Below are 19,296 nucleotides of genomic sequence, written 5' to 3'. Positions count from 1 at the left end.
GTCTCCTGAAACTCATACCAAGAAGCCTTTTTATTCGCTAAATGTACGGTCCAATCAATATCTGTAACTGTGCCTTCCACTATTCTTGGAGCGGTTACTGCCGTTTGATAGATAAAATTATATTTTCCACCCACTTGAATCTCTTTGCCTTCGCTATCGCCTTCATCAGCATAAGCAAAAACGCGAAAACGAGCCGCTTGCTTTTTGATTTTTGATAAATCGTTATCATCTTTAAACGAAGACACACGCACTGGGTTTCCATTGGTATCTTGTTTTTCTTTGCCCGAAGCATCACAAACAATAGGCAAAGCACCTGGTTGTTCAGGAGCGATGTAAAATTGGTCTGAATTCCCTAATCTCGCAATTCCGATACTAGGATGTATTTTGAATGTCGTATATGATTTGCTCATTTGTTTTGTTTTTTTAATCCATAAAATTTAATGAAACCCCTTCTATGAATACCGCATTTTCTACTGGTTTTCCATTTAAGCCTACGATTACCAATTGCACGGTAATGTTTTTCGCTCCATTATTTAAAACACGTTGTACCGCATCTGAAGCATCGATTTTATAATTTCGAGGTTCGTGATTGTGCAACGGTCTTCTATCGAACGTACGTGTATTGGGTAAGGGTAAATTACAATGTCCTGGACCACCAAAACAACTGCCATTAAAAGTAGAAAAGGCTTCTACAAAATTGGGATTATCGGTAATAGGCGTGTCTACAGAAGCATCAGGTGTGTTTAAGAAAACACGAATACTGGCATTTTGTAAATTCCCCATTTGAACACGATGCAATACAATTTCCGCTTTGCGGTGTGCTTGTAAAGTGGTTTGCGACACTTGTGCTGGAGCTGCTTTAAATTGGGTTAAACCCACCGCATTAGAAACCGGATAAAACACCGAATCTCTCATGTAAGTATACCCTAATTTTTGAATGCTCATCGCTTCTTTTACGGTTAATGTCCAAGGAGCCATAACCGCATCCATTTCTAGTGGTGTCCCATTATGTTGTTCTTGCCATTTGGCCCAAATACGGTCCACGTTAGAATGATGTCCCCAAAACAACGGATCAAATGCGGTGGTACGATTATCGGTCATCCAACCGTAAATAGGGTTGTCTAAATTTTGTGGATCTGGAGTTAGGTTTAATTTTTGGTATATCTTAACCCAATCTTTGTTATTATCAGGATAATTCGGATTAGTTCCCCCTGAAAAATTATGCATGCCATTGTGGACTTTTTCCAAAGCTCCAAAATAGTGGTCGTAAGCCGAACCACCACCCATATCGGCAAAGTTATTAATGTCTAAAATTAAGGCAATATCGTCTTTGGTTGGATATTGTGAAATGGCAGCCGTACCATTTAAAGAGCCCGGCCATCTATTCGGGAACCATAAGGGATTGACTTCTTTTAAAACGGTATACAATGCATTGATTTTGGGTGACCAAATGGCAACATTATTCTGATTGATAATTTCATAATCGATACCTGCTGCTTTTAAGAAACGCAATCCCGAATTGAAAATCGTACCTTTTTTGGTTAACGAAGCCAATGCGGTGGTTTCTTTGGGTGAAAACAACAACGAACCGTCAGCAGCTTTCATCGTGCTTAGTTTTTCAAACCCTTTGGCAGTTAAAAAACAACCGTACGCATCGGGAATGACTCCTAAATCGAATTGTGAATTGTTAAACGTATTCGTATTTACATCCGCATAATCGGTCCAAGACCAATACGGTAATGATATGTTGGGATTGTAATCTTGTAATTTTTGCTCGAAGAAATACAAATACAAACGGTGCCAAGGTAAGAATTGCTCCCAACCGTGCTGACACGAATTGGTGTGAATGCGTGCCCAATAATCGAAACTTCTATCGTCTTGCCAATAGTCGTTGTATTGATTCATGCAATTAATCGCTTCACGGAACGTTTCCAATTCTTCAGCAGTTAACGAACTAATTTCTTTACGAACGGTTAAGCCATTTACACTTGATTTGCTTTCATTGGTAGGTGCTTGCGCTTGGGCATGCAACATTTCTCCACGGGCTAAAGCCACTAAATTGCTCACTTTGGCTGTGGAAACCAATTGCAGTTTATTCATTTGTTCTTCTTCTAACGTCAACGGGCAACCCGAATCGATCCAATTGGCAATAAACTGAATTTGTTCAGCAGTTGCTTCATTGGTTGTGTCCCATAACAATTTAGGGAACATACTTCCATCGAAAGGATATTGGCCTTTTAAACCGATGATAATACCCGATTGATCGCTTCTTTTCACCGTTGGAAAAGCACCACCTCCACCACTACTGCCTCCTGAAGGCCAACAATCAGTAGTTACTTTAGGTGCCGCTAAGTTAGCCGAAGAAGTCAGTTGCGGTTGACTATCGATAGGTGCCATTGCGGTTTCTTGAGAACCACAGCAGCCTTCTGTTTTTACAGGACTCATGGTTTTGTCGGGTGCATTGCTTGCGGGAGCACTACTACCACAACATCCTGAAGCCGTCGTTTGGGTCGTAAGCCCGTCTTGAGGAGCAATTAAGCGTTGCCCATACAAAGACGCATTAAGGAATACCTCTGGATTTTGCCAGAAGGCATACAGGCCTTGATAACTGGGAATGGTATTACCTTGTAAGGTATCTAAAATAGAAACCACCTGGTCATACATTGCCTTTTGATTTTTGGTACTAGCCATATTTAGTTGTTTATTGTTCGGATTAGTTTACCCAAAGTAACAAAGAATATAGCAGGGATTTATAGGTAGAAATACCTGTTTTTTTTAGTTGTTGGTTGTGAGTTGTGAGTTGTCGGTTGATGGTTGTTGGTTGTTCGTTTAATTTGATATTGCTATTGCCATTGAATTTGCCATTGCTATTGAAATTGCTATTGAAATTGACATTGAAATTGACATTGAAATTGATATTTCCATTAAAACACCTTCCCATTAACTTATGTAGTTCTACAAAAGTTTTTTCATCGTTTTTAAATAGAAAAATAATATATTTGAAAAACGTTATCTTGTAGGGCTTATATATCCATAAAGTGGTAGATTGGTGATAGGATTGCGAGTATATACAAGTTAGTGGCAAGTGTTCGACAACCCTCGATTAACAGAAAACTATGAATGATATTTGGCATTTTTTACGCGAGTTTGAAAGTAAAGATTTGGTTAAACAATATATCAAAACGAAATTTGGTTATGAAATTAATACTTCCAAAGCAACAGAAATTACATCAGCTTTTAAACAAGGAAGAAGTTATTTCGAGTCAGTCGTAAGCGCAGATGTTTCCGTAAAACCTTTGTTGCAATATTATGGTATTGTTGCATTAAGTCGAGGATTAATATTAATCTTAAATAGAGATTCAAGAGAAAATAATATATTCCCTTCTCATGGATTAAAAATAAATAATTGGACAGATATCTCATGCACCGGAAAGTTCGAAAATATTATTGTAAAATCATCTTCAGGAACTTTTAAAGAACTTTTAAAAGCAACAAACAATAAATCATACTTCCGTGCGAAAAGCAGCGGAATAAATTGGCATGCAGAATACGTAATTTTTACCGGAGAATATGAATTTAGCCTTAAAGAACTTTCGTACTCTTATCCTGATTTAAAGAAATCTGTGAAAGCTTGGTTAGGCGAATCTGTTCCTTCTTACGAACTGGATAAGTTAAAACATGCTGGAGACAAAACAATTGTTGAGGCTATTGGTAAAGGAAATTTCGAAGAAATATTTCCTGAACATATTTATAAAAATAGAAAGATTGAAGAAACCGACAGAATAACCAAAATTACATTTGAAAGTAATGTTCCTCCACATCTATCTCAAAAATGGTCTAGTACATTTCAAGTTATTGGAGATCCATATTTAATTCCGCCTTTCAATGGTTTTTTCTTTCTGAATGATATTTCAAAAATGTTTGCTACGTCTTTTATTTTTGGTACAATTTCAAGATATTATCCAACAGCTTGGAATAATATAACAAGCGGAATTAAAGACGACCGAATTTTACCATTTTCAATTAACTTGATGGATTTTTTACAAGAGAAATATCCGCAAATAATAATGGATTTTATTAATTCTCCATATGTTTTTGAATCTAATAACACCAACAACTAAAAGCGGTTTCACGCTATTGTTGGTTTTTCTTGAATTGAAATTATTCCTTCACGAAAATATTTTATCTTTAACAGAAAATAATCGGTTCCAAAGCTCGCAACCTCGTCAAGCGTGAGAACGTTGGTAGCCATTTGAACAAAATGATGAAAAGGAAAATATTAATATTACTTTTAATTACAGTTACAAATTTTGCGTTTGGACAAAATTTGAAAACTAATAGCAGTCAATTAACCGAACAAGAAATTGTTTCAATTTTCACTGAAAGCTTAAAGACAAAACTCAAAATAGATTATTCTATATACCGAATCTATAAGTATGAAGATAATGGTGGAACTCATTATCTTATTATGACCGAAAATAAAACTGAATGTGATAATGGAAAAGAATGCTTTGATTCTATAAAGGCTTTTTGCTTTAATTTAAAAGAGGAACAATATCATTTAGAATGGAAATTAAAAGACTTTATTCTTCCAAAGGGCAATGAAGTTTCAGAGGAATATTCTATTAATTTTTGGACAAAATATTTTGAATTAAATGACTACGATAATGATGGATTTGTTGACCCAATTATAGTTTATGGAACATATGGAATGAATGGAACAGATGATGGACGAATTAAAATAGTGGTTTATCATAATGGGAAAAAGAGAGCAATTAGGCATCAAAACGGAACTCTTGATTTTGAGAGAAATACTAAAGTTGACGAATCGTATTACGAACTACCAATTGGAATACAAAAACGAGTTAGTCAAATAATGACAAGTATAACAGAAAATGAACACGGTATTTTTCCCTATGGTTGGCAAACTGCAATGAAAAATAAGGAATTGAACTTTGACGAAAATTAAAAATAAAAAACGGCTACCAACATTGGCTATAAGTAATTGCTTGTTCTCGCCTACTTTAGAAATTCCTGCGGAATTTCTGCCATATATTTGTACTTGTGGAATTTATTGCTAAATTCACACCACTTCTAATATCCTAAACCTTTACTCCGTTTTAAGAAAACCGTCAAACAAAAATTCTACATCAAAAAAATGATACAAAAATGGTTGAAATACTTTAAAAAGAATACTATCAAAATAAAACTTGATGTTGTTAAAGAAGCCATAATTGATTATCGAAGTGACGGTAAAGAATTGATGCGTAAACTTGCAGAAAAATATGGACTTGATATTGAAAATGAAAAAGATTACGAAAAATTAATTTCAAGAAATAATAAAGAAATACCAAGAAAAGGTGAACTTTCTAAACGCTGGAATTATGCTTTTCACGGTTGTGAATGTGGATTTTATAATAAAAAATATAAGCAACAAGTCGAAGTTGTATTAAGTAATAATCCAGAGTTTGGGCATATTAATAGTTGGTTTCTTTTATCTTACATGAATTCAACTGAAAAATACAAAAAAGAAATAGAAGGAATTAATTGGCAACAACTTAAACCTTTAATTGAAAGATTATACCAAACAGGGGAAATAGAATCTATAAATGAATAAAAACCAACGCCCAACATCGTTTTTACCAATCACTAAACTCTTTCAAAGAACTCCTTTCCTAAAACATCTTTATTTTTACCCCCAATAACCTAAAATTTTACCTCAAGGACCTAAAATTTTAGGTAAGAGACCCAAAATTTTACGTAGAGAGACGTAAAATTTTATCTCAACAACATAAAATTTTAACCTCGGCACATAAAATTTTATGTTTTTTCATGCATTTAACATATTTATAACATATTTCTTACCATTTGTGGCATATCATTTGTAAATAGTTTCTTATAACAAATTAATAGTACAAATATGTCATTAAACAATTTAGGAGTATACCATCTTACTCCAGCACAGAAACAAGCTATTGACGATGCTTTGGCGAGCATTGAAGCAAATTTAACTTCGGTTACTCAAAACTTATCTAATGAAGAGCGTCAGAAGTTTGGTAGCATTAAAGAAACCAATAAATTATTGGTAAACAAATGCCGCGAATTTCAACAAACCCAAAGTAGCTTGGCTTCTCCCGATGTGGATTGGGTAGAATTTGAAGCCGATTTTCAAGATCGTCTTTTTGCCGATACCCGTTTAGATCGTTTGGCAACAATTACCCGCATGCTGAGTGACTTTAAAATTGTACACGATTACGACAATTACCAAGATGCCCTCACCGATTATGATTTTAGCAAATACAAATCGACAACTAAAACACCAGGTTTTACTGGGAAAGTAGACGAAATGAGACAGTTTTTCCCAAATACTAGTGCCAGCAGTACGTTAGTTACCAAAAATAATACGACTACCGAGTAAGAGTTCCCTTTTTTAATTTATAATTTTTTAAGTTTGAAAGAGTGTCACAATGACACTCTTTTTTTGTTTATAAACTAATATTTAAATGCTTAGATTTGTAAATAATAAATAAATGTTGTAATCCAGCTTATTTCAATAGATTAAAACTTTATAAAATTATTATAGTGATTAAACCATGAAAAAATATTTTTATATCCTCCTCTTTTTGTGTTCTATTTCAACAATCTTAGGACAACAATCTGTTACACAAGATAGTCTTTACGTTATTCAAGATGATGTATTGATTCCCACAAAAAGTGGTGTTGCCTTATCAGCGATAATAGTACAAAAAAAAGAAGGTAACACTCCATTACCAGTTGTTTTATTCTATACCACATATTATCAAGGGAAATCAGATGCCTATTTTGCAAAGTTATCAGCAGACAAAGGATATGTTGGTGTAGTTACATACGCTCGTGGCATTAAAACAGATTTAAAAGATTATGCACCTTATGAACACGAAACAAGCGATATTTATGATGTTATCGATTGGTTAAGTAAACAATCATGGTGTAATGGAACTGTAGGAATGTATGGTGGTAGTTATACTGGATTTTCGCAATGGGCAACAACAAAAAATGTGCATCCCGCCTTAAAAACGATAGTTCCTCAAGTAGCCGTTATGCCCGGCTTTGATGCACCAATGGAGAATAATGTTCAAATGAATTTAGGCTTGTATTGGTCACATGATAATATCTATAAAAAAGAGCCCTTAAGAAGAAGTTTACCATTTGAGTGGTTTGAAAAAGGAATAGCATTTAAAAAGATGGATAGTTTAGCAGGTTATAAAAATCTGATTTTTCAAAAATGGCTATCCCATCCTGACTATGACAGCTATTGGCAATCTATGGTACCCAGTCCTGATGAATATGCCAAAATTAATATTCCTATCTTAACTACAACGGGGTATTATGATGGATCACAAATTGGAGCTATTCAATATTTCAAATTACATCATAAATATAATAAAAATGCAAATCATTACTTTGTGATAGGGCCTTATGATCATTGGGGAGCACAAAGAAAGCCTTCAAAAAAAGTAATGGGTTATACCATTGATGAAGTTGCTAGTATTAACATGCTAGATTTAGCTTATGATTGGCTTGATTATATTTTAAAAGGTAAACCAAAACCAGAAATCTTAAAAGACAAAGTCAATTATCAGGTAATGGGAACCAACGAATGGAAGCATGCTTCGTCCTTAAAAATGATAAATAATGATACCCTTTCTTTTTATTTAAATCAAGGTAAACTAACTAATAATAAGCCTAAAAAGAGTAACTTTGAAAAACAAATCGTAGATTTTAAAAATCGTGAAAATCAAAATAATTATTACACGCCAGAAATAATTTTCGACTCACTCGATATTAGTAATGGAATACGTTTTGAATCACAACCATTTGAAAATGCGTTTTCAATAAATGGCTCATTTATAGGAAATTTATTTGCTACGATTAATAAAAAAGACATGGATATTTCCGTTGCATTATATGAACTAATGCCAAATGGAAACTATTTTTTTCTAACTCGATATGTAGGAAGAGCAAGTTATTCTAAAAACAATGAAAAAAGACAACTTTTAACTCCAAATAAGAAAGAAAGTATCCCTTTTAGTACTACTCGTTTTATAAGTAAACAAATAAGTAAAGGTAGTCGTCTTATCATTTTACTCAACATTAATAAACATCCATTTGAAATTATTAATTATGGGTCAGGAAAACCAGTTTCTGAAGAAACTATAAAAGATGCCAAAGAGCCTTTGGAAATAAAATGGCATAATGAGAGTTTTATTAAAATTCCTGTTTGGAAATAGTGATCATAACAAAAATTATAATAGACACCTAATAGATTAGTGCGTTTTCATTTTGGTAAAGGAAATTAAAGCATCAGCAATCAATTGAGGGATATAAGGGTTCAAGAATTACCTGAAGATTGGGAAGTTCATGATATAAAAGGACAAAACAGAACAATTGGCCATGTATACATAAGCTTTAAAAGCAAGTAAAAAAGCCTACACTTTGTTCGGAAAATGAATTATTAAAAAAAATTAAACGATGTAAAGCCCAATTAAAATTCTAAAACTTATCCCTTATGCGTTAGAATTCCTATAATAATGCCAACAATTAGGATTAAAAGAAAAAAACTAGCAATCAATAATACAAAAAATAAGATTCGGAGTAACATGGATTTGATGCTGAGACCAAATATTTTTCGAAGTGAATAGGTAAAATAAGCCAGTTGAAAGAAAAACATCAACATATTAATCACTACTATTATTTCTTTATTAAATGCCGAAAATAACAACACGACCGTACTAATGATAGCTGCTTCCGAATACAGATAAATATTGATTATAAAATGTTCAGCCCAATTGTAATTCTTATATTTTGAGAATAAGACTTTTGTAAAAAACACATATAACGGAATAAACAGCACTGCGAAAGCATTTGAATATTCTACGATATATGAATTGATTTTTAAAGCCATCTCTTTTTGCATGTCATTGTCATAACTAGCTGCAGAAGCATCCATCAATTGACCATAATCTATAAAACCTTTTTGTATCAAATAGAAGTATAAACCTGATAACGTTAAAGCAAAAGCAAAGTAAGAAACCGGATTAAAGTAATTTACCCTTTTTCCCTCTAGATAACCGCTAATTACCTCTTGTGGTCTTTTTAATAAGATGAGAAAGGTTTGATAAAATTTATTGTCAATATTAAAAAATTTATCCAAAAACTCTTCAAAAATGGTTTTAAAAGTGATTCTGTTTACAATTACTTTGCCTCCACATTCTGGACAAAACTTTTGATTACTAGTTAACTGGTTCAAGCAATTTTTACACTCCATAGTTTGGCTTATTATTTTTCAAATATATATTAAATTTACTTTTGAATAATCATAATTTGTACACTATATTTGTAATTCAATTACTGCAATGGAACAATTTATAGTATCAGCTCGAAAATACCGTCCGCAAACATTTAAAGATGTTGTGGGGCAAAAAGCTATTACCAATACGTTGTTGAATGCTATTGAAACCAATCACCTAGCTCAAGCGCTATTATTTACAGGTCCAAGAGGTGTAGGAAAAACTACTTGTGCTCGTATTTTGGCTCGAAAAATCAATCAGGAAGGTTATGATGATCCACATGAAGATTTTTCATTTAATGTATTTGAGCTTGATGCCGCTTCAAATAATGGTGTGGATGATATTCGTAGTATTATTGACCAAGTGCGTATACCGCCTCAAACTGGAAAATATAAAGTATATATCATCGATGAGGTGCATATGTTGTCTCAAGCTGCTTTTAATGCTTTTTTAAAAACCTTAGAAGAACCACCAAAACATGCTATTTTTATTTTAGCAACTACCGAAAAACACAAAATTATCCCTACGATATTATCGCGTTGTCAAATCTTTGATTTCAAACGTATCACGGTTAACGATGCCAAAGAACATTTAGCTGAAATTGCCAAAGAACAAGGGGTTACTTTTGAAGATGATGCGTTACATATTATTGCACAAAAAGCAGATGGTGCCATGCGTGATGCACTATCTATATTTGACCGTGTGGTTTCTTATTGTGGAACCAATTTAACGCGTCAGGCAGTAACAGAGAACTTAAATGTGCTCGATTTTGAGTACTACATAAAAATTACCGATTTAATTTTAGAAAATAAAATACCAGAATTACTTTTAGGGTATAATGATATTTTAGCAAAAGGTTTTGACGGTCATCATTTTGTAGCTGGCTTAGCTTCTCATTTTAGAGATTTATTGGTATGCAAAAACCCAGCTACTTTAGCCCTTTTAGAAGCAGGAGAACAAGCCCAAAGTTTGTATGCTACTCAAGCGCAAAAAGCCTCACAATCCTTTTTATTACAAGGCATTGAATTAGCCAATGATACCGACTTAAAATATAAAAATAGTCAGAATCAACGGTTACTTGTGGAACTATGCTTAATGCAATTAGCCTCTATCACTATTGATGGAGAAAAAAAAAAGCTAAGTCCTTTATAATTCCAGCTAGCTATTTTAGAAATACTACTTATTCGATAACTGAAGTTAAAAGTCAAAAGTCAAAAGTTGAAAGTAAAGTTATAGAAAATAACAACCAGCAACCAACAACCAGCAACCAACAACCAACAACCAACAACCAACAACCAACAACCAACAACCAGCAACCAACAACCAACAACCAACAACCAACAACCAACAACCAACAACCAACAACCAACAACCAACAACCAGCAACCAACAACCAACAACCAACAACCAACAACCAACAACCAACAACTAATACCAGCCCGAAAATATCGGCTTTATCCTTGTCTAGCATTCGTGCGAAGAAAGAACTAGAAGCCAAACAAGCGCAACATCAGCAACATCATGAAGAGTTGCCTACAGAAGCGTTTACAGAAACAGATATGTTACTCGTATGGAACAAGTTTGCCCAACGTTTAACCGATCAAGGAAAACGACTTATGGCTACCTACATGCAAATGAATGATCCTGTACTTAAAGGCAGTACAATTACTTTGGAATTACCAAATCATAGTACTAAAGAAGAGTTTTTAAGTGGTCATATTGAATTATTAGGCTATTTAAGAGGAAAATTACACAACCACGACATAACTATAGAAGTTAAGGTAAATGAAGTCTCAGAAACAAGGTATGCCTTTACTCCTTTAGAAAAATTTGAAAAACTAAAAACCATCAATCCAAATATTGAATTATTAAAGAAATTGTTTGATTTGGATTTGTAGTTTATCAAAATATATACTTGGTTGAAATAAATTAAGGCTTAATTTTTGTTACATTTTAGAAAACCAAAAACATGAAAAATGATACTTTACTCCTATTTTTACTCTTATTTTCTTTTACATTGAATGCGCAAAACAACAACTATGTTGGCATTTATGAAAAGAAAATTAAAAGCGTTAAAAATGAGGTTTTTGAATACGAACTACAAATTCTCTCCGATAGCACGTTTACCTTTCATTTTTTTAGAAATTTAGGTCAATCAATCAGTAAAGATGAAAATGTGTATGGTAAAGGCACTTGGAAAGTCATTAAAAATGTGATTCATTTTGTTACCAATGCAAATGATTTAGATGAAAAACACATCTTAAATTTCACTAACAGTTCTGGAAGATTTGATGGTAAAAACAAAAATCAATTTCGATTCTATCATTCTGAAATACCTTGGATTGAAAAATTGACGTTGCAGAAAGTGAAATAGTATGAATAAAAAATATTTTATCTTTAATATAATTGGATTTATCCTACATTTATAGGCATTTATAGCCTTTTATGATTTAATTTTTTACGTACATTAATGAAACCATTTAAAATTACATATTGGCTTACACTAATTGGAGGTCTTTTCATAGTAAGTTTAGGTTATTTAATGGACTATTTTGAAGTTGAATCAAGTAGCTACGTTTTTACTAGAGGCGGTGTTGATAATGGTACTATTACTCCTTCTGGAACAAAACTGATTGGCTGTATCGTTTTAATTATGTGGTTGTTTCATTTAAATTTCAAAAAAAATACTAGTTGATTTTCTTACTTCAAATGTTACAATCTACCATAATACATAGCTTTCACAATACCATCTGAAAGTCCTATTTTAGGCACAAAAATTTGTCGAGCACCACTCCATTTCATCGCACTTAGATAAATGCGTGTTGCTGGAATAATAACGTCGGCACGATCTGGGTTTAAACCTAATTCGGAAATGCGTTGTTCGTAGGTTAAACTATTTAATTTTTGATATTGCGAATTGATATACAAATAAGAAAGTGGTTTTTCTTGATGTTTTTCAGACAATTTGAATAATTTATTAATATTTCCACCAGAACCAATCATGGTTATTTCTTCATAAGGAGCTGTCATGGTTTTTATCCATTTTTCAATTTCTGTCCAAACAATATCATTGACCATATTGTTTAATAAACGAACGGTTCCGTTTTTAAATGATTTTGATGCTACAATTTTACCACCAGAGAAAATTGAAAATTCGGTACTTCCACCACCAACATCTACATACAAAAATGTTTTATCGGAATTGATAAATTGTTTTAAATCGGAAGAAGCAATAATAGAAGCTTCTTTTTTACCATCTATGATTTCAATTTTAATATCGGCTTTTTTCTTGATTAATGTTAATATTTCATCATTATTAATGGCTTCTCTCATCGCAGAAGTAGCACAAGCTTTGTATTTTTCAACTTTATGCACTTTCATTAATAACTTAAACGCTTTCATCGCATCTACCATTCGATCTATATTTTCATCAGAGATTTCTCCTACAGTAAACGCTTCTTGTCCTAAACGAATAGGCACTCGCACTAACGAACTTTTATTAAATTGAGTAGGTTTTCCTTCTTCTTCAACAATATTGGTTACTAATAGACGCATGGCATTGGAACCAATATCTATAGCAGCATATTTTTTTAATTTAATCATCCTTAATCTGTTCTGAAAAGTAGTATTTTACGATTCTTTTATTTCTGTAATTTTATTTTTTTGGGTAGCAGCTTCCATCTTTTCTTTATAATAATGATACATTTCGAGCTGTGCTCTAAATGGTTTTTCACCAGCAATTTTTCGGTATTCATTCTTAAGATTTTCCGATTGTAATCTTGCTTTTACATTTGCTTTCCAACCAATATCAAAGGTTTCTAATAATTCTGTTTTAATATCTTCGTCATAAATAGGACAAGTTACTTCCACCCTTGCATCAATATTTCTAGTCATAAAATCGGCTGAAGATATATAAATTTCAGGATTATTGTTATTTGAAAAAATATACACGCGTGAGTGTTCTAAATAATTATCAACAATACTAATAGCTTCAATATTTTCACTCAATCCTTTTTTACCAGGAATCAAACAACAGATTCCTCTAATAATCATTTGTATCTTCACTCCTGCATGACTTGCTTCGTAGAGTTTGTCTATCATTTTAAAATCTGAAACGCTATTCATTTTTAACTTGATATAGGCTTCTTTCCCTGATAAAGCATTCATTATTTCGCGATCAATTAATTTAATAAATTTTGATCTTGTATAATGTGGAGAAACAAATAAGTGTTTATATCGATGCACTTTATAATTAATTTCAAAGAAATCAAACACTTTAGAAACATCTTTTAAAATAGGTGTATTCGAAGTAAACAAAGTAACATCAGTATATACTTTAGCCGAATTTTCATTGAAATTACCCGTTGAAATAAATCCGTATCTTCTTATTTTAGTGTCTTCAATTCGTTCAATATAGCATATTTTACTATGTACTTTTAATCCTTTAATCCCAAAAATAAGATGGATGCCTTCGGTTTGCATTTGTTCTGCGTAGGAAATATTACTTGCTTCATCAAAACGGGCTTGCAATTCTATTTGTACGGTTACTTTCTTTCCATTTTTAGCAGCATTAATTAATGAACTAATAATTTGAGAATTTTTTGCTAAACGATATAATGTAATTTTTATTGAGATTACTTTTGGATCCAAAGCGGCCTCACGAAGGAATTTAATAATATATGAAAATGACTGGTAGGGAGCATTTAACAAATAATCTTTATGTCTAATCTTCTCCAATATACTTCCTTCCATATTTAAGTCAGGAATGGCTACAGGCGGATTCTTTTTGTATAATAAATCATAGCGACCCAAATTAGGGAAATTCATATAATCTCTACGATTGTGATATCTTCCTCCAGGAATAATACTATCGGAACTATCAATATGCATGCGCTCCAATAAAAAAGCTAAGGTATCTTTTCCTATTGCTTGATCGTATACAAAACGCACCGGTTCTCCTACTCTTCTTTCTTTTACACTATCTGATATTTTTTCAATAAAACTTTTACTTAGGTCACTATCAAACTCCAATTGCGCATCACGAGTAATCTTAATCATGTGAGCTGAAATACTCTCATAATTAAAAATATTGAAAATGTAATTTAAATTGAGACGGATAACATCGTCTAGAAGAATAATATATTGTTTTTCAGAATTGGTTGGTAAGACCACAAAACGATTTACTGTACTTGGAATTTCAACGACTGCATAACGCACTTCTTTAGTAACTTCTACGTCATTTTTTTCTTGTTGCATGACTAATTTAATAGCCAAATATCCTGAAGTATCTTTTAAGAGTGGAAATTTATCCAAATCATTTAACATGATGGTTACAATTGCCGGACTTACGGTCTGAATAAAGAAATCTCTTATAAAAAGTTCTTGTTCTTTAGAAATTTGCTTTTCATTCAGGATAAAAATATTTTCTTTTTCTAGTTTTTGTTCAATTTCACTTAATATGCGTAAACTTTCAGACTGTTGTTCAATAACAATCTCTGTAATCTCTTTTAATAAGGTTTCAGCAGAAATTCCTCCTAAAATCTTTTCGCTATCTACATTTTCAAAACGCATTCTTCTAATAGCAGCATAACGAACTCTGAAAAATTCATCTAAATTATTTGAAAAAATTCCTAAAAATCGTAATCGGTCTAATAATGGTACCGATTCATCAGCTGCTTCTTGTAATACTCTCGCATTAAATGTTAACCAACTTTTTTCTCTATCAATGTACTTGCTTTGCTGTATGTTGTTCATTTTTGTAATGACTTGGGAAAACGGTTTTAATAGTTTCTCCTTTTGTTAGATACTTCCAATCATCAATGTTAAATTGCATCGAAACAAATCCTGATGTAGGTACATTATCAACTAAAAGGTTCCCAAATTTATTAACAAAATTTGTAATAGCTTCATTATGTCCAAAAAGAATTAAGTTATCGTATCGATTTTCACATTTTTTTATGATTTCTTCTAAGCGTTTTTCATCAAAAGTGTATAACTCTTCTTTAATGATAACATTTTCAAATGGAATTAATAAATTTTGTGAATATATAATAGCTGATTCTCTTGCTCTTTTAGCACTACTCGACCATACTATGAACGACTTAGGCAACAAGGACTGTATCTTTGAAGATATTAAATGCGCATCATGAATTCCTCTTTTAGACAAAGGTCTTTCTATATCATTTAGAGGCAAATCCCAACTAGATTTTGAGTGACGAATAAGGATTAAATTTTTCATAATCATTAATTTAGTCATATAAAGTAAGTGTTTTTTTTTCAGATAAACTAACAATTTATTTAAAAAGATTTACGAAATAATAAATATTTTTTTAGTGTCTTATAAGATTACTTTTCAAATCGTTTATTGAAAATTTTTTCGCTTTTTTGTAAAAAAATAGTGAAAAGAAACATTAATTATTCTTTCTTTCATGATTATCAATAAATTAACAATCAAGGAAAACGAATCATACTTAATTTAAAGTTTTAGACTTATGAAATTTCTAGGTTAAGATTATGATTTCCTAAATTATTTATTTAAAATATTTTTGGAGTAAAAATAAAACCGTAAAACTAATTGTTTTACGGTTTTACTATATTAAATTATTTTTAAAATAAAGATTGGTTTACAAATTATATGTTAAACCAAAACCAAAGTAATTTCCAAATTTCCAAACTTTTTCTTCTAGTTGATCGTTTGTTAAATCAGTTGGATCAAATTCAACATTATCATATTGTTCTTTTATAACATTTACTTTTCCAACAGCTAATCCCCAAGATAAACTAAATTTTACTTTTTTTGAAGCGATACTAACTCCTGGTCCAATGGCTCCAAATGGAGTTAAATCTTCATCAAAAGGAAGAAAAAATCCCATATTTAAGGTTGGTCTTAATAAATATCCTGTTCTAAAATAAATTTCAGAATTTAATCCAATACCTACTGAACTTTGATTTTTAGAATTCATAAAAGCTCTTACATTTCCTGATGTTTCTGAAGCTTTCGTATAAACTGAATTATTCTTTAAATTCGTAATATAAAACATCCCTCCTAAGTTAAAACCAATACCACCTGTTGTTTTAAAATGTCCTACTTTTGACTGATATGGCATATCTTCATTTCTGTTTTTAATTGTTACATTAATTTCTACCTCATCATTTTCTGGAACAGTAATAGCAATAGGAGTAATCGATAAATATTCTGGATACCAATTTATTATTTTACTGAGAATAGTGATTTCCTCATCCGTAAAGCTTTTAAAATTTAGTTTATAAAAATCGTATAATATTTTTTTATACTCTTCTATTTTGTATAAGTCGTTTAAATTTAAGTAATTATACGTTTCAAATTTATCTAGTATTACTGTTAAATCATTGTTTAATTTACTAACCTCTATTTTTTTATCATCTGTGGCTTCAGTATTTTCTTGATTATCTTCAACCCTAGTTTTAAGCTGTGCCAGAATGTCTTTTATACTATAAGTATAGGAAAAATCAGCGCCAGTTATTTCGATAGAAACTTTCTCTAAATTATGAAAATTATAATTTCTGATAAAAATAGTTAAGCTTCCATTTACAGGTAAGGCATCAGCTTTTTGAAAATTATCTTCAAAAGTATTTGTTTTTCCAAATGTTTCAATATTCTTAGCTTTAAAGAGACTATTATTAATTTTTTGGTTATGATTAGGACTAGCATCTAGAATAAGATATCTACTTGTTTTGTTATTAATTAAGATATCATTATTAGGTTCTTGAAAAGCAGGAAATGGAATTTGGTTTGCATTCTCATACTTAATATCGCTTGAAGAGTTTGAGCTAGTACATTTTGATTTGTCTTTGACAAAAATTTCAGACGTAGTACATAAAAAATATTCGTGAGCATTTTGCTCTTGATCACCATTTTTCCAAAATTTAATCTTATCTTCAGATTTAACTTTTTTATAATTTATTATTCCTTCAAAATCTATAGTAGTTTCATCATTCATTAAATCATAAGCGGATTTATTTATTTTTATATCCTTCGTTGAGTCTGTACCATGAATTAAATGAAATTCATTTTTGTTAGGAACCCCATCATTAATAGTTATTTGTTCATTTTTGATTTCAACTTTTATTTGTGCATTTATTAGGTTAAAGGTAAATAAAAGCAAAAAGATTGTAATTAATTTTTCCATAATTCAAGTTTATTAGTATTTGTTAATAATTCACCTCTGAAAATATAGGCATAATCATCACTTTTGGATACTATAATGCCTGTAGCTAAAAGAATAGTATTTTTATTCTTTATTTTGTAATATACTGTAGAGCCACTATCTCCTTTACCTATATTTTTAATACCAATTGATGATACTGCTATTTTAAATAAATACAATTCTTTCCTATTTCTAAAACCATTATATTCCACATAACAAGTTGTTGGTTTTCTAAATGAATGAAAATTAGTATATTTTGTATAAGCTCCAAACATTCTCATACTATATTCGTTTATATCTATAAGCTTATCAATATCAATATATTCAATAAATAAATCATAAAGTTCTTTATCCACTCTACAAACACAAAGATCAATACCATAACCTTCAAAAGATCCAAATTTATAATCTACAATAGTCCCTTTTTGTGTTATATTGTTGTCTACAACAAATTGAACTGTTCTATGATTTAGATTATAAGTTGCATTATTCTCAAAATTTTTAAACTCATCATCGTCAGCAAAAACATGTAAATTACTTATAGCAAAATAATTGTCTCCATCCTTATAGACAGAGAAAGAACCTTTAGAAGGATTAAGGTTTGAAGGATTAGCATTATATGCATAACATTTAGGGGTATCCTCTATTGATGATAAAGCAATCAGCTGGGAAGTATATTTATATACTAAATAATCTTTTAAGAAGAATGTATTATATTTTAAAGTAACTGAGCCTGTAAATTTAATGCGTTGCAATTGATCTTGGGCTTCATCGTTTATAAACTCTACTTCAATAATTTTTTTATATAATTTCGTTTTCTCATCTAAAATAGTATTCAGTCCATAAGAAACAACCCCTTCAATTGCTACAATTTCATTTTTATATAATTCAAAAAGTTGCTCTACAACATCATACTGAGAAGTATCAGCTAATGCTAACAATTGATCTTCACTATCATAATCGGTATAGGTTTTACTATCTGATAAAACTTGTTGGGTGTTTTTAAGTTTAAATAAGATGCCTAGTAAATCATGCCAAAACTTGGAGCCTAAGCTTATAAATAGTCCTACAAAAATAAAACCTAGTGTATGCGTTATAATAGACAAGCACCATGCTTTTTTAAGCAAAAATCCTATAGTTACTAATATAATAGACAATACTATCCAAATTAGAAAAGGATATTTATAGTTTTTTATTTTTATTTTCGTTTCATATTCAGGTAATCTCGAGAATAATATAATACTAATAGACCATAAAAAGAAAAGCATATACAAAAAGCCAATGATATGTTTGGTCTCCATAATACTGATATCATAACCACTTATAGGTAATGTTTTTACTTGCTTTTTTATTGACCTTATTATTTCAAATAAATTAGCATTAGCTAATGTAGCAATACTAATTCCAATTAAAATGTTAATTACCATTAAACGGTATTCCCTTTCCTTTTCACCTGCTACAGTGGGCTGTTTATAAGCTAAAATATCAAGTCTTACTTTTAAATGTGTAATCCATTTTTTATTTAATTTATAAAGAAAAGGAATATATATGGTCTTCCCTTGAAAATAGAGTTTAGCAAAGTTTGATGCTCTCTCAGAAATGAGACTTAGCATCATCATTATGATACTAAATGAAATTAAAAATTCTGTAGCGTTCATAATTATTACTTTTAAATCCTAAAGGTAAGTTGTTTATAACTATCTATCAATACTTATTTGTAGGTATTTTTTTCTTTTTTTATGTACCTGTTATCAGTTTCTATATTAACACTTTTTTTCCGA

17 protein-coding genes are annotated in these 19,296 nt (G+C 31.1%); 9 read left to right on the top strand and 8 right to left on the bottom strand.

The window, feature by feature from the left end:
* Together CX675_RS02870 and CX675_RS02865 are read right to left on the bottom strand one after the other, a co-directional pair.
* Positions 1-410, bottom strand: a 410-nt coding sequence (locus CX675_RS02870; protein ID WP_205728592.1) for a LodA/GoxA family CTQ-dependent oxidase, incomplete at its 3' end; no start/stop codon positions are given.
* A 13-nt stretch (positions 411-423) separates the two neighbouring features.
* A complete protein-coding gene (locus tag CX675_RS02865; RefSeq protein WP_130733713.1) occupies positions 424-2,691 on the bottom strand; it encodes a tyrosinase family protein in 2,268 nt (755 codons plus the stop codon).
* Positions 2,692-3,116: 425 nt separating this feature from the next.
* Between CX675_RS02865 and CX675_RS02860 the strand changes: the two genes are divergently transcribed.
* From CX675_RS02860 to CX675_RS02840, 5 genes are all read left to right on the top strand, one after another.
* Positions 3,117-4,121: a YaaC family protein gene (locus tag CX675_RS02860; protein ID WP_130733712.1), complete on the top strand. Its 1,005-nt coding sequence runs from the start codon at positions 3,117-3,119 to the stop codon at positions 4,119-4,121.
* Between the two features lie 143 nt (positions 4,122-4,264).
* Positions 4,265-4,969, top strand: a complete 705-nt coding sequence (locus tag CX675_RS02855) for a M949_RS01915 family surface polysaccharide biosynthesis protein (RefSeq protein WP_370277515.1) — start codon at positions 4,265-4,267, stop codon at positions 4,967-4,969.
* 189 nt (positions 4,970-5,158) lie between these two features.
* The gene (locus CX675_RS02850; RefSeq protein ID WP_130733710.1) at positions 5,159-5,617 is read left to right on the top strand and encodes a hypothetical protein; all 459 of its coding nucleotides are present in this window, start codon (positions 5,159-5,161) and stop codon (positions 5,615-5,617) included.
* A gap of 303 nt (positions 5,618-5,920) precedes the next feature.
* Complete coding sequence (locus CX675_RS02845) at positions 5,921-6,418, top strand: hypothetical protein (RefSeq protein ID WP_130733709.1); 498 nt, start codon at positions 5,921-5,923, stop codon at positions 6,416-6,418.
* 175 nt (positions 6,419-6,593) lie between these two features.
* Positions 6,594-8,270, top strand: a complete 1,677-nt coding sequence (locus tag CX675_RS02840; RefSeq protein WP_130733708.1) for a CocE/NonD family hydrolase — start codon at positions 6,594-6,596, stop codon at positions 8,268-8,270.
* Between the two features lie 269 nt (positions 8,271-8,539).
* Here the strand turns inward: CX675_RS02840 and CX675_RS02835 are convergent, their stop codons facing one another.
* Positions 8,540-9,307 carry a DUF3667 domain-containing protein gene (locus tag CX675_RS02835; protein WP_130733707.1) on the bottom strand — a complete coding sequence of 256 codons (768 nt, stop codon included), beginning with the start codon at positions 9,305-9,307 and terminating at the stop codon, positions 8,540-8,542.
* A gap of 88 nt (positions 9,308-9,395) precedes the next feature.
* Between CX675_RS02835 and dnaX the strand changes: the two genes are divergently transcribed.
* The 4 genes from dnaX (at position 9,396) to CX675_RS02810 (ending at position 12,024) form a co-directional block, all read left to right on the top strand.
* Complete coding sequence (gene dnaX, locus CX675_RS02830; RefSeq protein WP_130733706.1) at positions 9,396-10,481, top strand: DNA polymerase III subunit gamma/tau; 1,086 nt, start codon at positions 9,396-9,398, stop codon at positions 10,479-10,481.
* 308 nt (positions 10,482-10,789) lie between these two features.
* Complete coding sequence (locus CX675_RS02820; protein WP_130733704.1) at positions 10,790-11,227, top strand: DNA polymerase III subunit gamma/tau; 438 nt, start codon at positions 10,790-10,792, stop codon at positions 11,225-11,227.
* Between the two features lie 71 nt (positions 11,228-11,298).
* Entirely contained in the window at positions 11,299-11,703 is a 405-nt protein-coding gene (locus CX675_RS02815; protein WP_130733703.1) for a hypothetical protein, read from the top strand.
* Positions 11,704-11,799: 96 nt separating this feature from the next.
* Complete coding sequence (locus CX675_RS02810) at positions 11,800-12,024, top strand: hypothetical protein (RefSeq protein ID WP_130733702.1); 225 nt, start codon at positions 11,800-11,802, stop codon at positions 12,022-12,024.
* Between the two features lie 17 nt (positions 12,025-12,041).
* On the opposite strand, the gene CX675_RS02805 is transcribed toward CX675_RS02810, so the two are convergent.
* The 5 genes from CX675_RS02805 to CX675_RS02785 form a co-directional block, all read right to left on the bottom strand.
* On the bottom strand, positions 12,042-12,932 hold the full coding sequence (locus CX675_RS02805; RefSeq protein ID WP_130733701.1) for a Ppx/GppA phosphatase family protein: 891 nt from the start codon (positions 12,930-12,932) through the stop codon (positions 12,042-12,044).
* 27 nt (positions 12,933-12,959) lie between these two features.
* Positions 12,960-15,083 (bottom strand): polyphosphate kinase 1, encoded by a 2,124-nt coding sequence (gene ppk1, locus CX675_RS02800; RefSeq protein WP_130733700.1) that lies wholly within the window; start codon positions 15,081-15,083, stop codon positions 12,960-12,962.
* Entirely contained in the window at positions 15,052-15,567 is a 516-nt protein-coding gene (locus CX675_RS02795; protein WP_130733699.1) for a histidine phosphatase family protein, read from the bottom strand. Before CX675_RS02795 ends, ppk1 begins: the two co-directional genes overlap by 32 nt.
* A 385-nt stretch (positions 15,568-15,952) precedes the next feature.
* Positions 15,953-17,497, bottom strand: coding sequence for a hypothetical protein (locus CX675_RS02790; protein WP_130733698.1), 1,545 nt, complete (start codon positions 17,495-17,497; stop codon positions 15,953-15,955).
* Positions 17,485-19,173 (bottom strand): hypothetical protein, encoded by a 1,689-nt coding sequence (locus CX675_RS02785; RefSeq protein WP_130733697.1) that lies wholly within the window; start codon positions 19,171-19,173, stop codon positions 17,485-17,487. Before CX675_RS02785 ends, CX675_RS02790 begins: the two co-directional genes overlap by 13 nt.
* Positions 19,174-19,296: the final 123 nt, after the last annotated feature.

Source organism: Flavobacterium sp. J27 (assembly GCF_004303025.1).
GTDB lineage: Bacteria > Bacteroidota > Bacteroidia > Flavobacteriales > Flavobacteriaceae > Flavobacterium.
Note: the sequence above shows the minus strand (reverse complement) of the source record. Positions and strands in the feature narration are given on the sequence as shown.

Excerpts from the sequence above, each read along its gene's own strand:
- CX675_RS02810 (WP_130733702.1), top strand. The coding sequence starts at position 11,800 with ATGAAACCATTTAAAATTACATATTGGCTTACACTAATTGGAGGTCTT.
- ppk1 (WP_130733700.1), bottom strand. The coding sequence starts at position 15,083 with ATGAACAACATACAGCAAAGCAAGTACATTGATAGAGAAAAAAGTTGG.
- CX675_RS02855 (WP_370277515.1), top strand. The coding sequence starts at position 4,265 with ATGAAAAGGAAAATATTAATATTACTTTTAATTACAGTTACAAATTTT.
- CX675_RS02815 (WP_130733703.1), top strand. The coding sequence starts at position 11,299 with ATGAAAAATGATACTTTACTCCTATTTTTACTCTTATTTTCTTTTACA.
- CX675_RS02790 (WP_130733698.1), bottom strand. The coding sequence starts at position 17,497 with ATGGAAAAATTAATTACAATCTTTTTGCTTTTATTTACCTTTAACCTA.
- CX675_RS02865 (WP_130733713.1), bottom strand. The coding sequence starts at position 2,691 with ATGGCTAGTACCAAAAATCAAAAGGCAATGTATGACCAGGTGGTTTCT.
- CX675_RS02850 (WP_130733710.1), top strand. The coding sequence starts at position 5,159 with ATGATACAAAAATGGTTGAAATACTTTAAAAAGAATACTATCAAAATA.
- CX675_RS02845 (WP_130733709.1), top strand. The coding sequence starts at position 5,921 with ATGTCATTAAACAATTTAGGAGTATACCATCTTACTCCAGCACAGAAA.
- CX675_RS02805 (WP_130733701.1), bottom strand. The coding sequence starts at position 12,932 with ATGATTAAATTAAAAAAATATGCTGCTATAGATATTGGTTCCAATGCC.
- CX675_RS02840 (WP_130733708.1), top strand. The coding sequence starts at position 6,594 with ATGAAAAAATATTTTTATATCCTCCTCTTTTTGTGTTCTATTTCAACA.
- dnaX (WP_130733706.1), top strand. The coding sequence starts at position 9,396 with ATGGAACAATTTATAGTATCAGCTCGAAAATACCGTCCGCAAACATTT.
- CX675_RS02785 (WP_130733697.1), bottom strand. The coding sequence starts at position 19,173 with ATGAACGCTACAGAATTTTTAATTTCATTTAGTATCATAATGATGATG.
- CX675_RS02860 (WP_130733712.1), top strand. The coding sequence starts at position 3,117 with ATGAATGATATTTGGCATTTTTTACGCGAGTTTGAAAGTAAAGATTTG.
- CX675_RS02835 (WP_130733707.1), bottom strand. The coding sequence starts at position 9,307 with ATGGAGTGTAAAAATTGCTTGAACCAGTTAACTAGTAATCAAAAGTTT.
- CX675_RS02795 (WP_130733699.1), bottom strand. The coding sequence starts at position 15,567 with ATGAAAAATTTAATCCTTATTCGTCACTCAAAATCTAGTTGGGATTTG.